Origin of the sequence: uncultured Helicobacter sp., from assembly GCF_947367035.1 — a bacterium.
In the GTDB taxonomy this organism is placed as follows: domain Bacteria; phylum Campylobacterota; class Campylobacteria; order Campylobacterales; family Helicobacteraceae; genus Helicobacter_D.
Genome location: NZ_CANBCA010000001.1, coordinates 69159 through 88227 on the forward strand (window position 1 = coordinate 69159; position 19069 = coordinate 88227).

Sequence of the window (19069 nt, forward strand, 5' to 3'; positions counted from 1 at the left end):
TCCATTGATGAAAGAATTAAGGGTTAAGATTCCAATTAATAGGTGTTTTGCCAATTTGTTGTAGAATCGCATTGGTCTTTGAGAAATGCCGACAACCTAAAAAACCATTTCGTGCTAAGGGTGAAGGATGTGCGGCTTCAAGAATGAAGTGTTTGTTCGGGTCAATCAAGACTTTTTTTGCTTTTGCATAATTGCCCCATAGTAAAAAAATAATATTTTCGCAACGAAGGTTGATTTGTGAGATAACCGCATTAGTAAAATGTTGCCAACCAAAATGCTGATGAGAAGCAGGTCTGCCAGATTCTACGCTTAAAATACTATTAAGCAACAAAACCCCCTCACGCGCCCAAGGACTTAAATCTCCACTTTTAGAGGGAGTAATTCCTAAATCCATTTGCAATTCTTTATAAATGTTTTGCAAAGAGGGTGGGATTTTAACTCCATTAGGAACAGAAAAAGATAATCCCATTGCTTGATTGGGTTGGTGATAAGGGTCTTGCCCTAGAAGCACAACTTTTAGTTTATCAAAAGGTGTAAGATTAAAAGCATTAAAAAGAAGCTTGGCTGGAGGATAGAGGATAGCACCTTGTGATTTGGCAGTTAGGTAATGTGCTTTAATTTCTGCAAAATAGGGAGAAAGAAATTCGTCTTTTAAAACTTCTTTCCAACTTTCTTCAATTTTAATCTTTTCAAGTTTGATTTGTGATTCCAATGTATCCCTCCTTAACTTCTGCGATTGTCGCGCATAATGACATTAAAACGTTGCAACAAAATAGGATTGCTTGAAATATCAAAGTTTCCAACAATGCGTGCAACATCACGTTCATCTAGCACACTTAGTGCTTCTTTTAACACCATAGCAAAAGCTAGTTCGTCTTCACTTAAAATCACATCGCCAATCTTTTTGGTGTATTGCTTAATTAAAGCTTTTTCTTCTTTTTCTCTATTGCGGTCCTCAATTAACACGCGTTCAATATGTGAGAGGACTTGAAATTTTTTAGCTTTGAGTGCAGGGCGAGTGTAGGCTTTCGTTAATGCCATAATCCGATTGATAATATCGTTTTTTTCTTCCTCATTTTCATAATATTCTTCATAATTTTCATACATAGAATCTGGGAAATAATCACGGATAATGTCGTATTTGAGCAGAGCAATCTTGCTTAAACGTTCTTGACTATTTTGCAAACTCATATTTGCAATACTCTCACGGAGAAAATTAATATTTTCCCGTCTATCTCCGTAGAATTTAAGTTGTTCAAATCGTTCTTCTGCGGGATAAAATTCGCATAGTTTTTCAATTCTATCCAGAAGAATCTCTTGATAAGAACGATAAGCTACTTCCGTAATTTGTGTCATTTGCTTGTATTGTTTATCATTAGATTGGGATAATACAAGCTCTATAGCTTCATTTAAATCATACTTTTCAAAGATTTTTTCTATTGCATTATAAAGAATCGCAAAATTTATTTCTTCTACCGAAATTGCGTGATAGACTAATTCCATTTCTCGTTTAATATAATTGGTATCGTCTTCTGGAATGATTTCATTTTCTTTATCTGCTTGCAAAGTATTCATATAGCCTATAATCCGTTCTTTACTCGTTTGTTTAAAGAGTTTGACAAGGTCTGTAAGCGGCATACTTTCAAGCTTTTCTTTTGAATGTCCATATTGGTTTAATTGCCAAATAATTTCGCGTCTGTTCATTGGATTGCCTCATAGATTGGTGGGGTTCCTAGATGAGATTTTTGTAAAGCCAACCAAACTTTTAGTGCTTGGATATGTTCTTTCGTATCGTGGCAACGAATAATACTTGCGCCATTTTTTAAGGATTCCAAATGTAGAGCTAGAGTGCCACTTAATCTTTCTTCTACGCTACAAGGTGTGATTTTATCAATCATACTTTTGCGACTTGCACCAATTAAAAGAGGGCAATCAAAGCGCAAAAAATGCCTTAAATGCTTAATAAGGGCTAAGTTATGTTCTAAAGTTTTTCCAAATCCAATACCAACATCTAAAATGATTTTTGAGATTCCACATTTATCTAAAGCATCAATCCGATTTTCAAAAAAACTTTCAATTTCTAAAAATAAGTTTTGATAGGACGGATTTTTTTGCATTTCTTTTGGATTGCCTTGCATATGCATAATGACGCATTGACAATCATATCCGCGCACTGCTTCAAGCATTGTTTGTTTTGTGAAACCTGTAATATCATTAATCATTCCAAAGCCATATTCTAAGCATTTGCTTGCAATACTTGGTGTATAGGTATCAATACTTAGAGTAATTTTTTCATTAATTTTCTCTTGTTTAATAAAGTGTAAAATATCTTTTAATCGTGTATGCTCTTCTTCTGCGCTAACCCAAGCACTACCAGGTCGTGTGCTTGCTGCTCCAATGTCTATAATTTCTACTCCTTCTTCTATCATTTCTAGGATTCTTTCTTCTGCATCTTTTGTAGTTTTTCTAGAGTTATCATAGAAGCTATCAGGTGTTATATTGATAATGCCCATAATTTTTGGCTTTAAGTTATGAAATTTTAAATGCGATTCTAAATCTTGTGCAACTTTTTTTAATCCAAAAGGTTGTAACTTAAGTTTTTTTAACAATGCTTTACTCTGCGAGAGAGTTAGCATTAAGATTCCATTATAAAATTCATTTTGGTAAAGAATTGCATCTTTTGGTAAGGCTAAGTCCGCACCCACTGCTAAAGATTCTTGTTTTAAAATGTTCGCTGCAGGGGCTTTGAGTGATTGGATAGAAAAACAAAACATTTTACTTTTATTATGCAAAATTTGGTAACCTATCTTATCGCAATGAAGATTTTTGAGTTCTACTTCGCAATTTTCTAAATATTGCACAAAAGCCATATTTATCCTTTGGTAATCCAAGCATTTTGATGAGTAAAATTTTGTTTTTTCTTACGCAAGATAAGCAATAATAAAACCAAAAGAATATTTTGTGGCTTTTCGTGCTGTTTTTCCCACTTAAGTGCGTGTTCAAACATTGTTGTTTCGCTAGAATTAAAATGCAAACCATTTTTAAGTGCATCTAAATAGAGGCTTTGAATTTCTATTTTTGAGTTTGAATCTTTAATTTCTTTTTGCTTTTGTTTCAAAAATAAATATATATTTTCTAAACTTAAGGTGCGAATATCTAAAGCAAAATGTGGCAATTTTTGTTTTTTCGTATGATTTAAAATAGGCAAACGTGAACGAATCGTTGGCAAAAGTAGAGATTTCATTTTTGCATATAAAATAAATATTATGCCATTTGGTGGTTCTTCTAATACTTTTAAAAGAGCATTTTGCGCATAAACATTAAAAGAGTTTGCTGCAATTAAAATAGTTTTTACTCCTTCATTTGCAATGTAGCTTTCATCAATAATAGAGCGAGAAATTTCAATTGTTAATTCTTCCGCACAAAAGAGTTTATAGTTTTGAGGATTCTGGTACTCATAATACGCATTTGCCCTATCAATCGGGTTATTTACAAGTAAAATATGACCAATTTGAGAGTGAGTTTGAAAGGTTGGGCGAGGAGTTGTATTGGAGTTTTGCATACTAATCCTAAATCACTCTAAGCTTACGCGCCCAAATATAGCAGCTTCTAAGGTTAGATTAAAAATTCTATACATTTGCATTAAACGAATATCTATAAGGGAATCAGTGGATTGCAACGTAAAACTATTCTGTAAATGTGTATCAAATATCCATAAAAAACAATCCTCGTGATTTAGCGCAAGTTTCGCACGCATCGTATCATTATGTCCTACATACCAAAAAAAATATTTTTTAGAAAAAACATTGTCTAGATAATCATTAATCAGTGGAATTTCTGTTTCATTTTTGTGTGTTTTGTCTAATTGTGGGAAAAGTGCATTGATACTAAGTATTGGAACATAAGGACGATTATTTGTCTTATTGATAGAACTTACGACATAATCCATAAACCATTCCCTATCGTAATCTGTGATTAAAATCATACTTTCGCCATTAAAGATTTTTTGTAACGCACGTTTGACTAATGGAATCCATTCAAATTTACGCTCTTCAAGCCAAGTTGGGTGACTTGCGTCATAACGTAGAACCTGTAGTGTCCAACTAGATAAGTCTTGCATAGGTTATTGTCTATCTAATTCATAAATGCTATGCAAAGTGCGAATCGCTAATTCGGCATATTTTAAGCGAATTACCATAGAAATTTTAATTTCACTTGTGCTAATCATCATAATATTAATATTGTCTTCTGCAAGTGCTTGGAATGCTTTTGCAGCCACACCGCTATGAGATTTCATACCAACGCCCACAATGGAAACTTTTGCGATATCATTATCGTATTCAATGCTTTCTACATTGCTCTCAAAAGATTTCAAAACCCGCCTTGTATTCTCTAGTTCCACTTCTGGAATCGTGAAATCCAAATCTGTCTTACCATCACGTCCAATGGTTTGCACAATCATATCTACATTAATATTTGTTTCACTTAATGCTCCAAAAATTTCTGCTGCAATTCCGGGACGATCTTCTACATTACAAATACTTACTCTTGCTTGGTTTTTATCTAATGCGATTCCGCTTACGATTGGGTGTTCCATAATTTCTTCTTCCTTTGTGATTAATGTCCCTTCATTATGATTAAAGGTGTTTCTTGTAACTAAATTCACATTGAGTTTTTTTGCCATTTCTACCGAACGATTCAAAAGCACTTTTGCGCCCATAGAGGCAAGTTCTAACATCTCATCATAGCTAACTTTATCAATTTTTCTAGCTTTTGGTTCAATGCGGGGGTCAGTCGTATAAACTCCATCTACATCGGTATAAATTTCACATAAATCTGCTTGTAGTGCGCCTGCAAGTGCCACTGCGGATAAATCACTGCCTCCACGACCAAGTGTTGTAACTTCACCTTTTTGTGTAACACCTTGAAAACCTGCAACAACGACAATATAATCTTTAGCTAACAAGTCATTTAGTCGTGTGGTATCAATAAATTCTATTCTCGCTTTAGTATGTGAATCATCAGTTATTATACCTGCACCTCTGCCACTTAGAGAGATTGCTTTATGCCCTAACTCCTCTAATGCAATCGCTAAAAGAGCACTTGTTACGCGTTCTCCGGAGCTTAAGATCATATCCGTTTCGCGCGTATTTGGCAAACGAGAAAAAAACTTTGTATAGTCTAATAATTTATCCGTCTCTCCACTCATTGCAGAAACGACTACAACTATGCCATTACCCGCTTTTTTTGCCTCAATTACACGTTTTGCGACATTTTGGATTCTTTCACAATCTCCAACGCTTGTTCCGCCGTATTTCTGCACAATTAACATTACAAATAACCCTTTCTTTTAAAATATTCTAAAACTTGTTTATAAACAGGACGTTTAAAATAGGTAATATGATTGAATAAATCCTCTATATTTACAAACTTATATGCGTCAAATTCGGGTTTTTCTGTATCAATATCAATTTTTCCTTGCTCTTGTAAGCGCACTAAAAAGTATTTTTGAATTTGTCCATCATAAGGATACATTTTTTTAACAACTTGTGGTGGGAAATCATAGCTAATCCATTCCGGATATTCCGCAACAATATCTATTTTATTTGTGCCAATTTCTTCTTTTAATTCGCGAAATAATGCTTCTTTAGGGGTTTCAGATTTATCAATTCCTCCTTGAGGAAATTGCCAAGCATTTTTAATATCTGTTCGGCTTGCAATGAATAGTTCACAAGTTAAGGGGTATTTAGAAGAAAGGATAATAGCAGCGACATTGGGTCTGTAAGTTTTAGTTTCTTTTTTCACTTGCCACTCCTTTTTAAAAATTTTTAGGAATAATAATTTAAAAGTTTTTAAATATAGTTGATATTAAGTTCTTTTTTACTAAAATCATTAAAAATCTTTAAATTTTAGCAAAAATTACAATTTTGAGCAAAAGGTAATATATCTTGCAGATACAAAAAAAAACAAATAAAATACCCTTAGAAAAGGAATCTCAAGATATACTAGGGCATAAAGAAATTAAAATTCAGACTATGCAGCAAAAACAAGAAAAAATTTTAAAAGTTGCAAGCGAATTATTTTTAAAATATGGTTATCAAAAGACAAATTTACAGATGATTATCCAACAGACAGGTGGCTCGTTTGCAACAATTTATAAATTTTTTGAAACTAAAGAGAATTTGTTTGAAAAAGTCATAGAATCTAATCAGAAGGAATTTGTGAAAACATTAAATGAAATTTTTGTTCAAAGTATTGATTCCAATCTGAATATAGAAAAATACTTTTACAATATCGGGTTATGTTTAGTTTATGAAATATTAAAAGGAAATAATATTGCTTGGATGAGATTGATGATTATAGAGGCTTATAACAATCCAAATCTTGTGAAAATTTTTAATTCTTCTGCTAACGAAATCCATTATTTTTTTACTCAAGGGATTGAATATTATAATAATAAATACAATTTAGAGATTCAAAAGAATAAGATTGAAGAGTATTCTAGGTTATTGGTTCGATTGATTATTGAGCCTTATTTTCTGTTTCCCTTGCTAGATTCTAATTATAAACCTCCCAAAAGAGAGGAAATCAAATCTAATCTAAAAACCGCTATAAAAATTTTTATACTTTATCTTAAAAACAATAAGGAAAACCAATGACGATTGATATTGCTTTGTTGAGCCGATTGAGCAAATTAGGTGGAATTGCATTAGAAGAAGAGAAAATAGAAGAAACAAAAAATCATTTAAGTGAAATTGTAAATTTTGTTGAAAATATTAATAAATTGGATTTAGATGAGATTCCAGCTTCTTTTAATCCATTAGAGTTTAAATTACCTATGCGCCAAGATTGTGTAGAATCTAATCCAGAGATTGCTAGAGAGATTCTTAAAAATGCTCCCAAAGTGGAAGATAACTTTTTCATTGTGCCTAAGATTATTGAGTAAAATCTCATTGCGAGACTAATGGCAAAGCAAACTTAATTTATTGCTTATTGACTTTATCAAACATTGGTTTTAAGATTTTATGATATTCTTCATTCCCAAAATTGATAATGACAAGATTTTCCCTTGCTCTTGTGAAGCCTGTGTAAAGCAACTCATCAAATTCGTTTTTTGTAATTTTATCTTCTATAATAAGAAAGACTGCTTGACTTTCCCAGCCTTTGAAGGAATGAATGGTTGAGATTTTGAGCATTCCACAATTCATCCAAAAGTGAATTTTCTTATTTCTACGTATAATTTCATAGTTTGCTTTATTTACTTTATTTCTAAAACCTTGAATTTCTTTTGCATTTGTGTTTAAAAAGGATAGAAAAAAATCAAATCCTATTTTAAAATTTTCACATTTTTCACTAAGGCATTTTTCTATTTTTTCTGGATATTTGTCATAAAGTTCTGCAATAGACAATAATTGGGCAATGAAATTTTTTATTTTTATCTTTTGATTGTCTGATAATTTTGTGTTGTTAGAGTAATTATTTCTTACTAGTTCGTTTCTAGGCACATCAAGCCATTTTTCGTTATCTGAAAGTGCGCTTAAATACATTATTTCAGTGGTTTCAAACATTGTTTTGGTATTTTCTCTTGATAGAATCCTATAATAGCAGTCAAGCTCTCTTAATAAGGGTAGAGTGTATCCAAGGATAGTAATATCATTAGGGGAAACGTTATGTATTTTGTGCAATATATTTTCGCGTATAATATCGTAAATTGTTGGGATAATGGGCATATTTAAAAAATAGGTGTATTTAGTATAACCTTCTTTCTCAAAGAGCCCCCCACTTATTTTTTCATTTACCATATTATCTAGTTCATATTTCTTGCTAAAAAGTGTTTTTTGGAATTCTAATGTCAAATCTCTAATTTTTGAATCTGAGCGGTGGCAGATTTTTAACTCTGTTGGTCTCCCTAATATATTTGTGATAATATCTTTATTTTTGATTGGATTACCATAAATATTTTGCTTTTCATCGCCAAAGATAATATATTCTCCCTCTGGAGCGAGAAACGAATCTTTGAGAATATTCATCCAACTTCGTTTATAATCTTGTATTTCATCAATATAAATAGCGTCATAAGGGATAATTTTGTCTTTATTTTTAGCAAATAATTGTTCATTGGAGTAGTATTTATCATAATATTCTTCAATCTCTATTCCTTTATGTTTATGGGGTATTTCCATTTCAATTTCCATATTGTTTAATTCTGCTTTGATGAATTGATGGTAATTAATAATAGTAAAATCTGCTATTTCAAAATCCCTATGCACTTGAATTAATTTATCGCGTATAAAATTTCTAAGCGTTAAATTGTAAGTTAAGATAAGAATCTTTGGGTGTAACTTATCCATTTTTAGTTTTTGATAAGTTTTTACTGCTCTTGCAACAAGAGTCGTTGTTTTGCCTGAACCAAAGACACCTTTTACCCTCATTTCTTTCGTTGGTTTAGAAATGATTTCTTTTTGTTTTTTATTGTATTCTATGAAATTTCCGTCATTTTGCATATGAAATGTTGGTGTTAGCACTCTTTTGAAACTGTTGTATATTTCATCTGTAAAGTATTGCTTATTTTGAGTAATGGTAGAGCGAGTTTTGAAAAATATTTTATTAAAATTATCTTTTGTTAAGGAATCATTGCTTAATAAATCAATATAGCGCAATGATCTGTCATTTTTTAATGGTTGCATCAGCGTATCTATTTGCTCTTTTGTCGCTTTATGAAAATATATCGCACATTTTACAATCTTGAAATACTCTATATTTTTAATTTTTAAATTCAGTAGATTGTCAATATGTAGCTCAAAAAGATTTTCTTTATATCTATACACCTGACTAATTGGGGATTTGACAAGCGTATTTTGGCGGAGCACACGCCATTTTTTGTTTTCATCTATGAAATAGCTTTCAAGATTCCAATCTTTTACTTCAATAATTAATGCTCCCCATTCTTTTCGTAAAATGATTATATCTGGGCGGTCGCCATTCAAATAGGGATTAAAATAAACTTCATAATGTTCATCTAAATTAACCTCAAGAAAACGAAGTAAAGCAAGTTCTCCCTCTGTAGGTTGCGCCTGAAAATGAAAAATATCAGAAATAGGAGGAAAAAATTGTGCCATCTCTCTTTATTGCTCTACTAAAATTTGCATTTTAGAATCTTTTAATTCTACATAAAGTTCTTTTTTGCCGTGGAAGCTATAACTTGGAGCTTTATAATCTTCAAAAAATGAGATTCTGAATAAATTTTTATTTTTCTCATTAGGGTAGGGTGAAATGTTAATTTTGGAAAATATTATTTGTTTGGATTCTTTTTTTGCAAAAATACGTTGCTTATTTTGTGCAAAATCATTGTATTTCATTCCATCAAAACGAACGAAATTGGGGCTATAAAATTCTAAATATTTTTCTACATTGTTTAACTTCCAAGATTCTTTCCAAGTATAAAGACTTGCTAAAAGTATGCTTAAATCTGCTTTACTCACTTCTTTAATAGAGTTATCATAAGTGATAAGTAAAGAATCCCTATAATTAATTGTAGAATCTACGAAAGAAAGTAAATTATTTTCAATCGCAATACAACCACGTGTGTTTAGTTCCTCGCGATTCCCATTAAGGGGCATTCCGTGAATCCAAATACCACCACCTGTGCGTTTTTGAAGTTTGTCAAAAAGGTTTGGATAGTTGGTGCTAAAGGCAAGTGGTCCGTAATATTGGTCTAAATTTGTTAAACGTGCATTCAGTGCATAGACGCCAATAGGGGTAGTTAAATCCCCTTCTTTTTCCTTATGCCCGCCTTTAGAACCAACTAAACTTTTAGTATTTAGTTTTTCTTCCCAATGATTGTTATTGAATGTGTAGAGTTTTAAAGTGGGTGTATTTTTGCTAGCAATAAACAAATAGCTTAAATCTTCATAGTAACCAAAACGCGTATCTTGTGTTTTAAGGGATTCTTCCCAATATTCACGACTTTGCATAATTTGCTCTATTTTGCTTTCAATTGCTTTTACTCCACCTTCAGAATAGAGTTTTACCCATTCAAAATCACTTGCTTGTGCCACCACTAGCGCCAAAAATAGTCCAAAAACTTTAAAAATTTTCACAAATTCTCCCACAATTTTATAATTAATCTTCAAAATTATACCCCATTTTTTTAAGATTTTCACGCTCTTTACACCAGCTTGGAATCACTTTTACAAAAATTTCTAAAAAAATTTTTTGTTTTGTAAAAGATTCTAATTTCAAACGTGCTTTTTGTCCAATGCGCTTAAGCGTTGCTCCTTCCTTACCAATTACCATACCCTTTTGACTTTCTTTATGCACGACAATGGTTGCTTTGATATAATGAAGATGTGATTTTTCTTGATAAAATGTGATTAGCACATCACTTTCATAGGGCAACTCATCACTAAGATTTTCAAAGACAGCCTCTCTAATCATTTCTTTTGCAATTTCTTTTGTTGTGTTTGGGCTTAGGATTTCTGGGTCATAATAATAGGGATTGAAGGGCATAAGATTCGCAACGATTTCTACAACGCGCTTTAAACTTCTCAAGTCTTTAATAGAAACAGGAATAAGGGCTTGATAATTCTTTTGATATTTTTCATAAGTTTGGATTACTCTCAAAAGTGTTTCTTTTGAGACAGAATCTATTTTGGTGAGTAATAAAATGTGTGGTTTTTTTGCGTTTTTTAAAAAATCTTCATAATAGTGAATTTTGTCTGTAACAGGAGCTAAAAACAATAAAATATCGCAATCACTCATAGCGCTCATTGCTTCTTTGAGCATATATTGATTCAGTAGTTTTTCTTGGATATGGATTCCAGGTGTATCTACAAAAATAATTTGAGTTGTCCCCTCCATAAGAATTAAATTCATTCGTTTGCGTGTGGCGTTTGCTTTGTGAGAAACGAGTGCTAATTTTTCTCCTAAAATTGCATTTAAGAAGCTACTTTTACCAGCGTTTGGTCGTCCAAGCACTGCTACGAATCCTGCTCTTGTGGATTCTAAATTGCATTCAGATTGTTGGTTTGAGGAATTATTTTTGATTTTTTCCAATGAAATTGATTCCAAAATTTATAAAATATAACGCGCAACATCAGAGTCTGCCACAAGTGCTTCTAGCTTTTCTGCCACAAGTGCTTCAGTAATCTCTACTTCTTGACCTTTGTAATTTTCTGCTTCAAAGCTAATGTCTTCTATGACTTGTTCTACCACCGTGTGAAGACGTCTTGCTCCAATATCTTCTGTTTTCTCATTTGCGACTTGTGAATAATGTGCTAAAGCCCGAATTGCAGAATCGCTAAATTTTAGAGTTACTTCTTCTACGTTTAAAAGAGCCTCATATTGTCGTAGAATGGAATTTTTTGTTTGTGTGAGAATCTTATATAACACTTCTTCATCTAGGTTATCTAGTTCTACACGCAAAGGGAATCGCCCCTGTAATTCTGCAATTAGATCACTCGGTTTACTTAAACTAAATGCGCCTGCTGCAATAAATAAAATATGGTCGGTCTTGATACTGCCATATTTGGTATTGACAACACTTCCTTCTACAATAGGCAATAAATCTCTTTGCACACCTTCTTTACTTGGGTCTTGGCGACTTTGTCCATTGCTACTTACAGCGACTTTGTCAATTTCATCAATAAAGATAATCCCGCTATTTTCTGCGCGTTTAAGTCCTTCGTGTTTGATAGCTTCCAAATCTAGCAATGCCTCACTTGCCTCAATTTTTAATAATTCTTTTGCTTCTTTGATGGTTACTTCTTTTTTAGGATTCTCTTTAGGAGAGGCAATGAAAACTTTTGCAATGGTTTCTTGTACTTTTGCAAATTCAGCTGGCATATTACCATCTTCAATTTCAAAAGAACGTTTTGGCACTTCAATTTCAATTTTTAGATGATCTACTTCGCCTTTTTGCACTTTAGAGCGCATTTTATTACTAGCGTTTTCATATTCTTCAATTTTTTGCTCACTTGCTCCTTTGGGAAGAGGGGGAATAAGCTTTTCTATGATTTTATCTAAGACATATTTTTCAATATTTTTTGTGCTTTTATGGCGATGCTCTTCTTTAACTAGATTTATAGAGGCAACCACTAAATCACGCACCATAGATTCTACATCTCTACCAACAAATCCCACTTCTGTATATTTGCTCGCTTCTACTTTGACAAAAGGTAGTCCCATCATTTTTGCCATTCTTCTTGCAATTTCTGTTTTTCCAACTCCAGTGGAGCCTATCATCAAAATATTTTTTGGCATAATTTCTTCTTGGATTTCTTTGGGGAGTTGTAACCTACGATAGCGGTTTCTAAGTGCTATGCTTACAATTTTTTTAGCATCTTTTTGTCCGATAATGTATTCATCTAAATATTCCACGATGGCTTTGGGTGTCATTGCTATCACATTTTCCACGATGATTCCTAGAGTTCTAAAATTTTAATATTTGTATTGGTGTAAATGCAAAGTTCGCCTGCAATTTTAAGCGATTCCAATACAATGTCTTTTGGTGTTAAGGTATTGTTGAATCTATCCAATGCGCGTGCAGCACTTAAGGCATAGTTTCCACCACTGCCAATGGCTGCGATTTTGCCATCTTCTGGCTCTACAACATCTCCTGTTCCGCTAAGGATAAAAATATGTTCTTTATCTAGCACAATCATCATTGCCTCTAATCGTCTTAAATACTTATCTTTACGCCATTCTTTGGAAAACTCCATCACAGATTTGAGTAAATCGCCCTTTTTGTTTTCTAAGATTCGTTCAAACATATCAAAAAGCGTGAAAGCATCTGCGGTGCTTCCCGCAAATCCACTTAAAATCTTGCCACTATAAAGTGTGCGGATTTTGGTTGCATTTCCTTTTAAGACACAATTTCCAAAGGTTACTTGTCCATCACCACCAATGACTGCGCCTTCATCACTTTTATAGGCTAGAATCGTTGTTGCTTCAAACATTATTGCGCCTCTATATCAACTTTTAAGGTTGCGTGGATTCCGTGTCCGAGCTTGATTTCTACTTCATAAATTCCTGTGGATTTGATGGGGGTTTTTAGCTCAATGGTTTTTTTGTCTATTTCAATGCGATGCTCTTTTGCGAGTGCTTCTGCAATATCCTCTTTGGTAATTGCGCCATAAAGTGAGCCATTTGCCCCCACTTTTTGAATGATTTTTACTACAATTTCAGAGATTTTTTTCGCAGTCATTTCCATTAAAGATTTTTCTTCTGCTGCAAGTTCTGCCGCTCTTTTTTGCGCTGCTTTGTAGCGGTTAATCACTTCATTTGTAGCAAAATCTGCTAATCCTTTTCCTATTAAAAAATTTCTTCCATAACCATCTTTAACTTCACAAATATCGCCTTTTTTGCCTAAACCTTTGACATCTTGCAATAATAAAACTTTCATTTCATTCCTTTGGCATTATTTAGATGGGTAGTATTGTAGCAGATTTTTGCTAAGTTTTAAACCACTCCAACATTGTGGCGGACAAAACTTGTTTTCAAGCAAGGGTTTTGGTTAGAATGTAAGCCTATTTCTATAAAGAATAGATAAAAATAAACTTAAGGAAAAGTAATGTATGGCATTGATAAGATAAGGGAAAAGCTTGAGAGAGAAAAAGAATTATCACTAGATTTGAGTTATTGTTTTAAAGATATGCTAGAGTGGTGGGATAAGCATCAGAACTGCCCCCCACATTTGCAACGAATCTTGTTTATGCAATTTTTTCTTTCTATATTGCATAAAGAGGATATAGAATGTATGGGGGATTTTCATTTTAAAAGTCCCATTTTCGTATTTTCTATTAGGGGAATCCCAAAAGGTATTCCTTTAGCATATCATTATGTAATCCACGAAACACTTTCGCTATTGTTGGGTTTAAATGACATTTATTACCCTTATGAACAGCATAAGTATTTATTGTTGGGTAAAGATTCTCATTTGTTTAGTGAATGGGGTATGGGGGCTGGTGAAATTTCCTTGCATTCTGATGATATTTATGAAGAATTGGAGGTGGAACTTTTGTCTTTAAGTATTTGGAAAGATACCACGAAAACCCCCACTCTCTTATTGCACCCAAGAGAATTGGTAAAAAGATTAAATGATGAGGATTTTTTATGCCTATTTGAATCTTATGCAGAATTTAAATCAGGCAAGAATGTTAAGGTAAGCAAATCTCAAATAAAGCCTTTAATATTCTATAAAGACGATTTTGGATTGGGATTTAATTTAGATTTTCGTATTGATAGAGAAGTGGGCGATAGAATGATAGGCGTAGATAAAAAAAGTCAAGCCTTTATTGACAGATTTAGAGAAATGCTTAAGGAATGTGAGACTTATGCTTTTGGAGATGAGGAATGTTTCCTTGTGGTTGTCAATAAAAAGACGTTGCACGGCAGAGAAAGCCTTAACGGAGCGGGTAAGGTTAGTGATATTGCTAGACTTTCTAGTGTGCCTCGTGTTTTGCTAAGAAGCAAAGGAGTAGCACAAAAATGTTTTGAATCGTTAAGCGTTGGAGTTGCAGTATGACAAAGAATTATCTCATTGATGGGGTAAAAGATTCCTCTATTTTTGGCGTTTCTTTTATTTTTCTCTATCTTTCCATTGGAGCAAATGCGTTTGAAAACAACTTAAGCTTTTTTGAGAGTCTCTCCACTACGCTTTTCGTGTTTTCAACGCCCTTGCAGTTTTTGCTCGTGCAGAGTTATTATGATGGCTATATTTTGATTCCTTTGATTCTAGCGATGAACGCACGATTTTTGTTAATGTCTGCCACGCTTGCTCCCTATTTAAAGCGCACAAATCTTTTTTGGCTCTCACTCTCTAGCATTTTGATTTGTCCCTCTGTGTTTAGCGGCTGTGTCTCTAAATTCAAACAAATGAGCGAGTCGCCTTTTGCGTATTTTTTGGGGCTTGGTTTGCCGATATGGCTTGTTTCGCTCATTTGCACGGGCATAGGGTATAGCACAGGAGCGGCTCTTAGCTCACCCGAGCTCAAACAAATCGTCTCTCTTGTCCTGCCTCTGCAATTCACAGGACTTGCGGCGAAGCATTATCCAAACCTTAAAGAAGTGGGAAGTTATTTTTGGGGCTTCATTCTAGCACCCTTTATGATAGCTTTTAGCCCGAAATTTTATCTGCTGATTCTACCTTTTGTGATAGGGTTTGCGATGCTAGTCTATGATGAAGCACAGAGGAAACGTTCAACAAGGGGGCAAAGATGAGTTTGTTTTGGATTTTGTTAATCTTTTCGGCAGTTAGTATTTTTGTTTGCAGAATCACGCCGTTTTTCTTTGCGAATCACTCCATACTTGGCAATCAAGATGGCAGATTTTATCGCTTTTTGACTTACAGCACACAGGCGATGCTTGGGGCGATTGTGTATGCGACTGCGTTTTTTACGCGTGATATTGCGCAGCTATTAAGTGAGTTTGCGCTTATTGATATTGTGAAAATTGCTTTGTTGCTGCTCGTGTTTTTTGGCACACTTTGGACAAATCGCCTTTTAAGTGCATTTTTGTTAGCGTTAGTGATTTTTGTAGGCTTTGTGCTTGGGGTTTCTTAAGTATCCAATGCGCTCTTTAAGTGCGCACAAATGGATTTCACAATGGAATCAAAAATTATGATATAATCTACATAAGCATAAATTAATTTTTATAAAAGGTTTATTAATGAGTCAAAACTATCATATTGTGTTATTGGGTGGCAGTAATTCTGTGATGGTTAATGGGTTGCAAAAAGGTTTGAGAGGAGAGAATGTAAAGCTAACAAATTTGGCTTTAGGTTCTTCTATTTCTTTGCAGAATCTTTATGAATTAAAGCGAGAGAAAAATCAAGAATTCTTGCAAATTGCAGATTTAATTATTACAGAAAGCAATATTAATGAGATTGCAAATCATCACGGATATAGTTTCGTCCCTCTTTCAACCATTCTTGCTAGTGTCCATTGGCTTTATGAGGAATTGTATCGTTTAAAGAAAAAAGTACTCATTTTGCTTTTGCCCTATAATCCAAGCCTCTATCAGTATGCAACAGCAATTGACAATGCCCATAGGGCTTGCGCAAATCAATATGGCTTTAATTGCATAGATATGCAAGGGCATTACATTAGAGAAAATATGTTTGGATTCTATGGGAGTTTTGGAGCGCACCAAATGGCAAGATTGATGAATTATTTTGGGCAAAATATTATCAAACACATTCCTTTGTTTAAAAGCCCAAAACAAAAAATCCCTTGCAATGCAAATCCAGAATTTAGAATCCTAACACCTAGAGAAATGCAGACTTCTGCGGGGGGGGGGGGGGATTTCCCTTATTAGATTACAAAATTCTGCATTTTGCGAGGAAGCTTATCCCTTACAAAAAGGCATAAGGCTCCAATTCCCCAAAAATTGTGATGGTTGGACACTCATTGGAATCCACGCTTGGAATAATGAGAAACCAAAAAATCAGTGTAGCGTCTATAATGTTTATTCTAGCATTCGTGTGATGACGCAAAATCGCCAAATTTCCAAAAGTAGCTCACTGATTCGTTTGTTTAACACCCTTAATATTCCATTGCTCTTAGATGATAAAAGTTTTTGTGCATTTGATGAAACAAATTGTTGCACAGAAAAAAGTGAAGCTGTGATTTTAAACCCTCATTCTTATACAATTTCTTATTTTAACCTGATTGATTTTTTGTTGGCTAAAGGTGGCAAGTGGGATTATGAGATTCCATTTAATTGTGCAAATATCATTGTGGAATCGGAATATGACTTTGATTTTCTTATTCCTAATGTGAAAGTTATCAAAGAGATTATTGAGGAATATTGTGTTGCAATGCGATTGACAAAGTCCCCACCTCCTAAAATAATTATCAAAGAAACCCCAAACCCTAGTATCTATCTCATAAGCGCAAAAGACAGAATCCACAACCACTTAGCTTACAAACTAGGCTCTGCAATGATTCTAAACTCTAAAAGTCTATGGGGATATATAAGAATGCCTTATGTCTTATCTTATATCAAAGCCCAACATCAATTTGAACAAGAGAAATACCAAAAGACAATCACAAAGAATCCTAAATTAAAACTTCCTCCTTTAGAATCCTATGCAGACTACAAGCAAGCTTTGAAAGAAAAAGAATGTTTTACTTATAAATTAGGTAAGGCTTTGATTGCTGCAAATTCTGTGCGGGGGGGGGGCGAATATTTGCCTACCTTGCCTTTTTCCAAGAAGTGCGTAAGCTAAAGAAAGAGTTGAGGGAGAAAAGGAAATGATTGACAACAAAGATTCTATCATTTCATTCACTAAGAAAGTTAAAGTTATGGATTGCTACGAAGTCAGATGACTGCTTGTAAGGATAAATCCCTATGCTGTTATTTAATGATTCTTTAATCCGAAGCAGTCTATGATATTGCATATAGATGCCTTTACAATGGGAATTTTAACAAATAAAAAAATTCTAAATATCAAATAAATCTTGTGTTTGCTTACTGCCTTCAAGTAGGTTGCTAAAATGCAAGATTTTACAAGTATTTTCTAAAAGTGCAAAAAGTTTAGATAAAATTTGCAAATCACGATGATAAACATAGACGCCATAGCCACGAATTACCATAATCTTTTTGCCACTTTCTTTAAAGTATCTATTGATTTCCACATCTGCACGTTCATACCAATTATCAAAGTCTTTAGGGTCATAGACTTCAAGAGTTCCAAGCATTTTATAACCAAAATAATCTTTGGGGATAATTTTATTGTGTGTCAAGGTATAAGAGACTGTAAAAGGGGGCATTCCATAAGCTATGTATTTGGCATTGGGGATATTTTGATAAATTAAAGAATGGATAAAAGCATCTAAACTTGCATCATTCCAACGATAATTTCTTTTATGATAAAGGATAATCAATGATTCTTTATTTAAATCATCAAAAATTGCATCTTTTTTGTTGATTAAGAAGTGCCCTTCTTCTAGCTTTGTAGAAAGTGAGCCGTGAAAGATTCCAAAGAAATTTTTACGAAACATAGATAAAGAAATTGCTTTGAGATTTTGCAAGATTTCTTCATTTAAAGGATAATCCATTTTTTTACCTTAAGGGTTTGTAAAAAGCGCATTGGCTTGTGTAATGAAGTCTAGCGGATCTACTTGCGCACCTCTTACTAGAATCCCAAAGTGTAAATGAGGTCCGCTTACACGTCCAGTAGCACCACTAAGAGCAATTAAATCGCCTTTTTCTACGATTTGTCCTACTTGCACTTTTATTTCACTACAATGATAATACATACTAAAAAGTCCTTCGCCGTGGTCTAATACCACAGAACCACCTGCCAAGAAGCGATTTTTGGAAATTACGACTTTGCCACGATTGCTTGCATAAATTTCTGTGCCAATTTTTGCTCTAAAATCTGTGCCACTATGATAGCTTTTTAGCTCATTATTAAACACTCTAGCACTTCCGAAAGGGCTAGTAATGACACTTTGCATAGGATAAATAAAAGCGGAATCCCAAAGTCGCTTTTGGTTATAATTGCTATAAATTTTGTTTGCTTCTTCTCGTTCGCGCTTAATTCTCTCTTGATTTTTTGGATTTGGTTTGACTTTATTTGGATTGGCTTGGATTTGTTCTTTTGTGTAATTTCCAGCAATCACTTCTATTAATGTGCCATTCTCTAATGTGATAGTGGAAATAGGAGTGCGATAGGGGATAGAGAGGATTGCGATTTTTTGGGATTTATCTAATGGATGTGGAATCCAAGAGTAAGTTTTTTGATGAATTTTAATAGGTTTTGGATTAGCGGATTGAGTAGAAAGGATAATGGTTTTACCATTTTCTACTTTGAAAATTGCAGGTGTAGAATCTTGTGCAAATAGCTGCGCATTAAAAGCAAAAAAAACCAAAACCAAAAATTTCTTAAAAATTGTATGAACAGGTATATTTAAAACTTTCATTATAAATTTTAACCTCATATTTAGGAATTTAAAAACCTTAAGAATAACAGAGTTTTACTTAAAATTAAAAGAAGAAAGATAAAGTTTAAGTTAGAGAAAAAAGGGGTTAAAAATAAATTGCGTATAAAATTTTAAGAAAGTTT

Annotated in this window: 22 protein-coding genes; 7 read left to right on the forward strand and 15 right to left on the reverse strand. The window is 33.4% G+C overall.

All coding sequences use genetic code 11. The annotated features are described in order from the left end of the window. Nucleotides 1-16: 16 nt before the first annotated feature. From ung to Q0Y61_RS00455, 7 genes are read right to left on the reverse strand one after another with little or no spacing between them, the layout of a single operon-like run. Entirely contained in the window at nucleotides 17-712 is a 696-nt protein-coding gene (gene ung / locus Q0Y61_RS00425) for a uracil-DNA glycosylase (RefSeq protein WP_297809618.1), read from the reverse strand. An 11-nt stretch (nucleotides 713-723) separates the two neighbouring features. Next, nucleotides 724-1704, reverse strand: a complete 981-nt coding sequence (locus tag Q0Y61_RS00430) for a hypothetical protein (protein ID WP_297809620.1) — start codon at nucleotides 1702-1704, stop codon at nucleotides 724-726. Next, nucleotides 1701-2870: a dihydropteroate synthase gene (gene folP / locus Q0Y61_RS00435; protein WP_297809622.1), complete on the reverse strand. Its 1170-nt coding sequence runs from the start codon at nucleotides 2868-2870 to the stop codon at nucleotides 1701-1703. The genes Q0Y61_RS00430 and folP overlap by 4 nt, the downstream gene beginning before the upstream one ends. 2 nt (nucleotides 2871-2872) lie before the next feature. Further along, the gene (locus Q0Y61_RS00440) at nucleotides 2873-3562 is read right to left on the reverse strand and encodes a DNA polymerase III subunit delta' (RefSeq protein WP_297809624.1); all 690 of its coding nucleotides are present in this window, start codon (nucleotides 3560-3562) and stop codon (nucleotides 2873-2875) included. Between the two features lie 12 nt (nucleotides 3563-3574). Beyond that, the gene (locus Q0Y61_RS00445; protein ID WP_297809626.1) at nucleotides 3575-4120 is read right to left on the reverse strand and encodes a HobA family DNA replication regulator; all 546 of its coding nucleotides are present in this window, start codon (nucleotides 4118-4120) and stop codon (nucleotides 3575-3577) included. A gap of 3 nt (nucleotides 4121-4123) precedes the next feature. After that, a complete protein-coding gene (locus Q0Y61_RS00450; RefSeq protein WP_297809628.1) occupies nucleotides 4124-5332 on the reverse strand; it encodes an aspartate kinase in 1209 nt (402 codons plus the stop codon). Beyond that, entirely contained in the window at nucleotides 5332-5805 is a 474-nt protein-coding gene (locus Q0Y61_RS00455) for an RNA pyrophosphohydrolase (protein WP_297809630.1), read from the reverse strand. The genes Q0Y61_RS00450 and Q0Y61_RS00455 overlap by 1 nt, the downstream gene beginning before the upstream one ends. Before the next feature lie 143 nt (nucleotides 5806-5948). On the opposite strand from Q0Y61_RS00455, the gene Q0Y61_RS00460 reads away from it, so the two are divergent. Together Q0Y61_RS00460 and gatC are read left to right on the forward strand one after the other, a co-directional pair. After that, nucleotides 5949-6659: a TetR/AcrR family transcriptional regulator gene (locus Q0Y61_RS00460; protein ID WP_297809632.1), complete on the forward strand. Its 711-nt coding sequence runs from the start codon at nucleotides 5949-5951 to the stop codon at nucleotides 6657-6659. Continuing rightward, nucleotides 6656-6946, forward strand: a complete 291-nt coding sequence (gene gatC / locus Q0Y61_RS00465) for an Asp-tRNA(Asn)/Glu-tRNA(Gln) amidotransferase subunit GatC (RefSeq protein ID WP_297809634.1) — start codon at nucleotides 6656-6658, stop codon at nucleotides 6944-6946. The genes Q0Y61_RS00460 and gatC overlap by 4 nt, the downstream gene beginning before the upstream one ends. 37 nt (nucleotides 6947-6983) lie before the next feature. On the opposite strand, the gene Q0Y61_RS00470 is transcribed toward gatC, so the two are convergent. The 6 genes from Q0Y61_RS00470 to rplI are packed head-to-tail and all read right to left on the reverse strand — an operon-like array spanning nucleotide 6984 to nucleotide 13402. Further along, nucleotides 6984-9119, reverse strand: a complete 2136-nt coding sequence (locus tag Q0Y61_RS00470) for an NERD domain-containing protein (protein ID WP_297809636.1) — start codon at nucleotides 9117-9119, stop codon at nucleotides 6984-6986. A gap of 6 nt (nucleotides 9120-9125) precedes the next feature. Beyond that, entirely contained in the window at nucleotides 9126-10100 is a 975-nt protein-coding gene (locus Q0Y61_RS00475; RefSeq protein ID WP_297809638.1) for a L,D-transpeptidase family protein, read from the reverse strand. A 22-nt stretch (nucleotides 10101-10122) separates the two neighbouring features. Then, nucleotides 10123-11055 (reverse strand): GTPase Era, encoded by a 933-nt coding sequence (gene era / locus Q0Y61_RS00480; protein WP_297809640.1) that lies wholly within the window; start codon nucleotides 11053-11055, stop codon nucleotides 10123-10125. A gap of 18 nt (nucleotides 11056-11073) precedes the next feature. Beyond that, nucleotides 11074-12396 carry an HslU--HslV peptidase ATPase subunit gene (gene hslU / locus Q0Y61_RS00485; RefSeq protein WP_297809835.1) on the reverse strand — a complete coding sequence of 441 codons (1323 nt, stop codon included), beginning with the start codon at nucleotides 12394-12396 and terminating at the stop codon, nucleotides 11074-11076. 26 nt (nucleotides 12397-12422) lie between these two features. After that, nucleotides 12423-12956 (reverse strand): ATP-dependent protease subunit HslV, encoded by a 534-nt coding sequence (gene hslV / locus Q0Y61_RS00490; RefSeq protein ID WP_297809642.1) that lies wholly within the window; start codon nucleotides 12954-12956, stop codon nucleotides 12423-12425. After that, complete coding sequence (gene rplI / locus Q0Y61_RS00495) at nucleotides 12956-13402, reverse strand: 50S ribosomal protein L9 (RefSeq protein ID WP_297809644.1); 447 nt, start codon at nucleotides 13400-13402, stop codon at nucleotides 12956-12958. The genes hslV and rplI overlap by 1 nt, the downstream gene beginning before the upstream one ends. A 168-nt stretch (nucleotides 13403-13570) precedes the next feature. Between rplI and Q0Y61_RS00500 the strand changes: the two genes are divergently transcribed. The 5 genes from Q0Y61_RS00500 (at nucleotide 13571) to Q0Y61_RS00520 (ending at nucleotide 17227) form a co-directional block, all read left to right on the forward strand. Beyond that, entirely contained in the window at nucleotides 13571-14524 is a 954-nt protein-coding gene (locus Q0Y61_RS00500) for a hypothetical protein (protein ID WP_297809646.1), read from the forward strand. Next, nucleotides 14521-15219, forward strand: coding sequence for an AzlC family ABC transporter permease (locus Q0Y61_RS00505; RefSeq protein WP_297809648.1), 699 nt, complete (start codon nucleotides 14521-14523; stop codon nucleotides 15217-15219). The genes Q0Y61_RS00500 and Q0Y61_RS00505 overlap by 4 nt, the downstream gene beginning before the upstream one ends. Continuing rightward, nucleotides 15216-15560, forward strand: coding sequence for a hypothetical protein (locus Q0Y61_RS00510; protein ID WP_297809650.1), 345 nt, complete (start codon nucleotides 15216-15218; stop codon nucleotides 15558-15560). The genes Q0Y61_RS00505 and Q0Y61_RS00510 overlap by 4 nt, the downstream gene beginning before the upstream one ends. A 106-nt stretch (nucleotides 15561-15666) precedes the next feature. Next, the gene (locus Q0Y61_RS00515) at nucleotides 15667-16314 is read left to right on the forward strand and encodes a hypothetical protein (protein ID WP_297809652.1); all 648 of its coding nucleotides are present in this window, start codon (nucleotides 15667-15669) and stop codon (nucleotides 16312-16314) included. Nucleotides 16315-16483: 169 nt separating this feature from the next. Next, nucleotides 16484-17227: a hypothetical protein gene (locus Q0Y61_RS00520; protein WP_297809838.1), complete on the forward strand. Its 744-nt coding sequence runs from the start codon at nucleotides 16484-16486 to the stop codon at nucleotides 17225-17227. 214 nt (nucleotides 17228-17441) lie between these two features. On the opposite strand, the gene Q0Y61_RS00525 is transcribed toward Q0Y61_RS00520, so the two are convergent. After that, complete coding sequence (locus Q0Y61_RS00525) at nucleotides 17442-18059, reverse strand: class II aldolase and adducin N-terminal domain-containing protein (RefSeq protein ID WP_297809654.1); 618 nt, start codon at nucleotides 18057-18059, stop codon at nucleotides 17442-17444. 9 nt (nucleotides 18060-18068) lie between these two features. Then, the gene (locus Q0Y61_RS00530) at nucleotides 18069-18926 is read right to left on the reverse strand and encodes a M23 family metallopeptidase (RefSeq protein ID WP_297809657.1); all 858 of its coding nucleotides are present in this window, start codon (nucleotides 18924-18926) and stop codon (nucleotides 18069-18071) included. Nucleotides 18927-19069 lie beyond the last annotated feature (143 nt).

Bases quoted from the DNA above. Each gene is read 5' to 3' on its own strand.
- Q0Y61_RS00430 (WP_297809620.1), bottom strand. From the start codon at position 1,704: ATGAACAGACGCGAAATTATTTGGCAATTAAACCAATATGGACATTCA.
- Q0Y61_RS00525 (WP_297809654.1), bottom strand. From the start codon at position 18,059: ATGGATTATCCTTTAAATGAAGAAATCTTGCAAAATCTCAAAGCAATT.
- hslU (WP_297809835.1), bottom strand. From the start codon at position 12,396: ATGACACCCAAAGCCATCGTGGAATATTTAGATGAATACATTATCGGA.
- gatC (WP_297809634.1), top strand. From the start codon at position 6,656: ATGACGATTGATATTGCTTTGTTGAGCCGATTGAGCAAATTAGGTGGA.
- rplI (WP_297809644.1), bottom strand. From the start codon at position 13,402: ATGAAAGTTTTATTATTGCAAGATGTCAAAGGTTTAGGCAAAAAAGGC.
- Q0Y61_RS00505 (WP_297809648.1), top strand. From the start codon at position 14,521: ATGACAAAGAATTATCTCATTGATGGGGTAAAAGATTCCTCTATTTTT.
- hslV (WP_297809642.1), bottom strand. From the start codon at position 12,956: ATGTTTGAAGCAACAACGATTCTAGCCTATAAAAGTGATGAAGGCGCA.
- Q0Y61_RS00445 (WP_297809626.1), bottom strand. From the start codon at position 4,120: ATGCAAGACTTATCTAGTTGGACACTACAGGTTCTACGTTATGACGCA.
- Q0Y61_RS00520 (WP_297809838.1), top strand. From the start codon at position 16,484: ATGACGCAAAATCGCCAAATTTCCAAAAGTAGCTCACTGATTCGTTTG.
- Q0Y61_RS00450 (WP_297809628.1), bottom strand. From the start codon at position 5,332: ATGTTAATTGTGCAGAAATACGGCGGAACAAGCGTTGGAGATTGTGAA.
- Q0Y61_RS00530 (WP_297809657.1), bottom strand. From the start codon at position 18,926: ATGAAAGTTTTAAATATACCTGTTCATACAATTTTTAAGAAATTTTTG.
- Q0Y61_RS00500 (WP_297809646.1), top strand. From the start codon at position 13,571: ATGTATGGCATTGATAAGATAAGGGAAAAGCTTGAGAGAGAAAAAGAA.
- folP (WP_297809622.1), bottom strand. From the start codon at position 2,870: ATGGCTTTTGTGCAATATTTAGAAAATTGCGAAGTAGAACTCAAAAAT.
- Q0Y61_RS00440 (WP_297809624.1), bottom strand. From the start codon at position 3,562: ATGCAAAACTCCAATACAACTCCTCGCCCAACCTTTCAAACTCACTCT.
- Q0Y61_RS00510 (WP_297809650.1), top strand. From the start codon at position 15,216: ATGAGTTTGTTTTGGATTTTGTTAATCTTTTCGGCAGTTAGTATTTTT.
- Q0Y61_RS00470 (WP_297809636.1), bottom strand. From the start codon at position 9,119: ATGGCACAATTTTTTCCTCCTATTTCTGATATTTTTCATTTTCAGGCG.
- Q0Y61_RS00515 (WP_297809652.1), top strand. From the start codon at position 15,667: ATGAGTCAAAACTATCATATTGTGTTATTGGGTGGCAGTAATTCTGTG.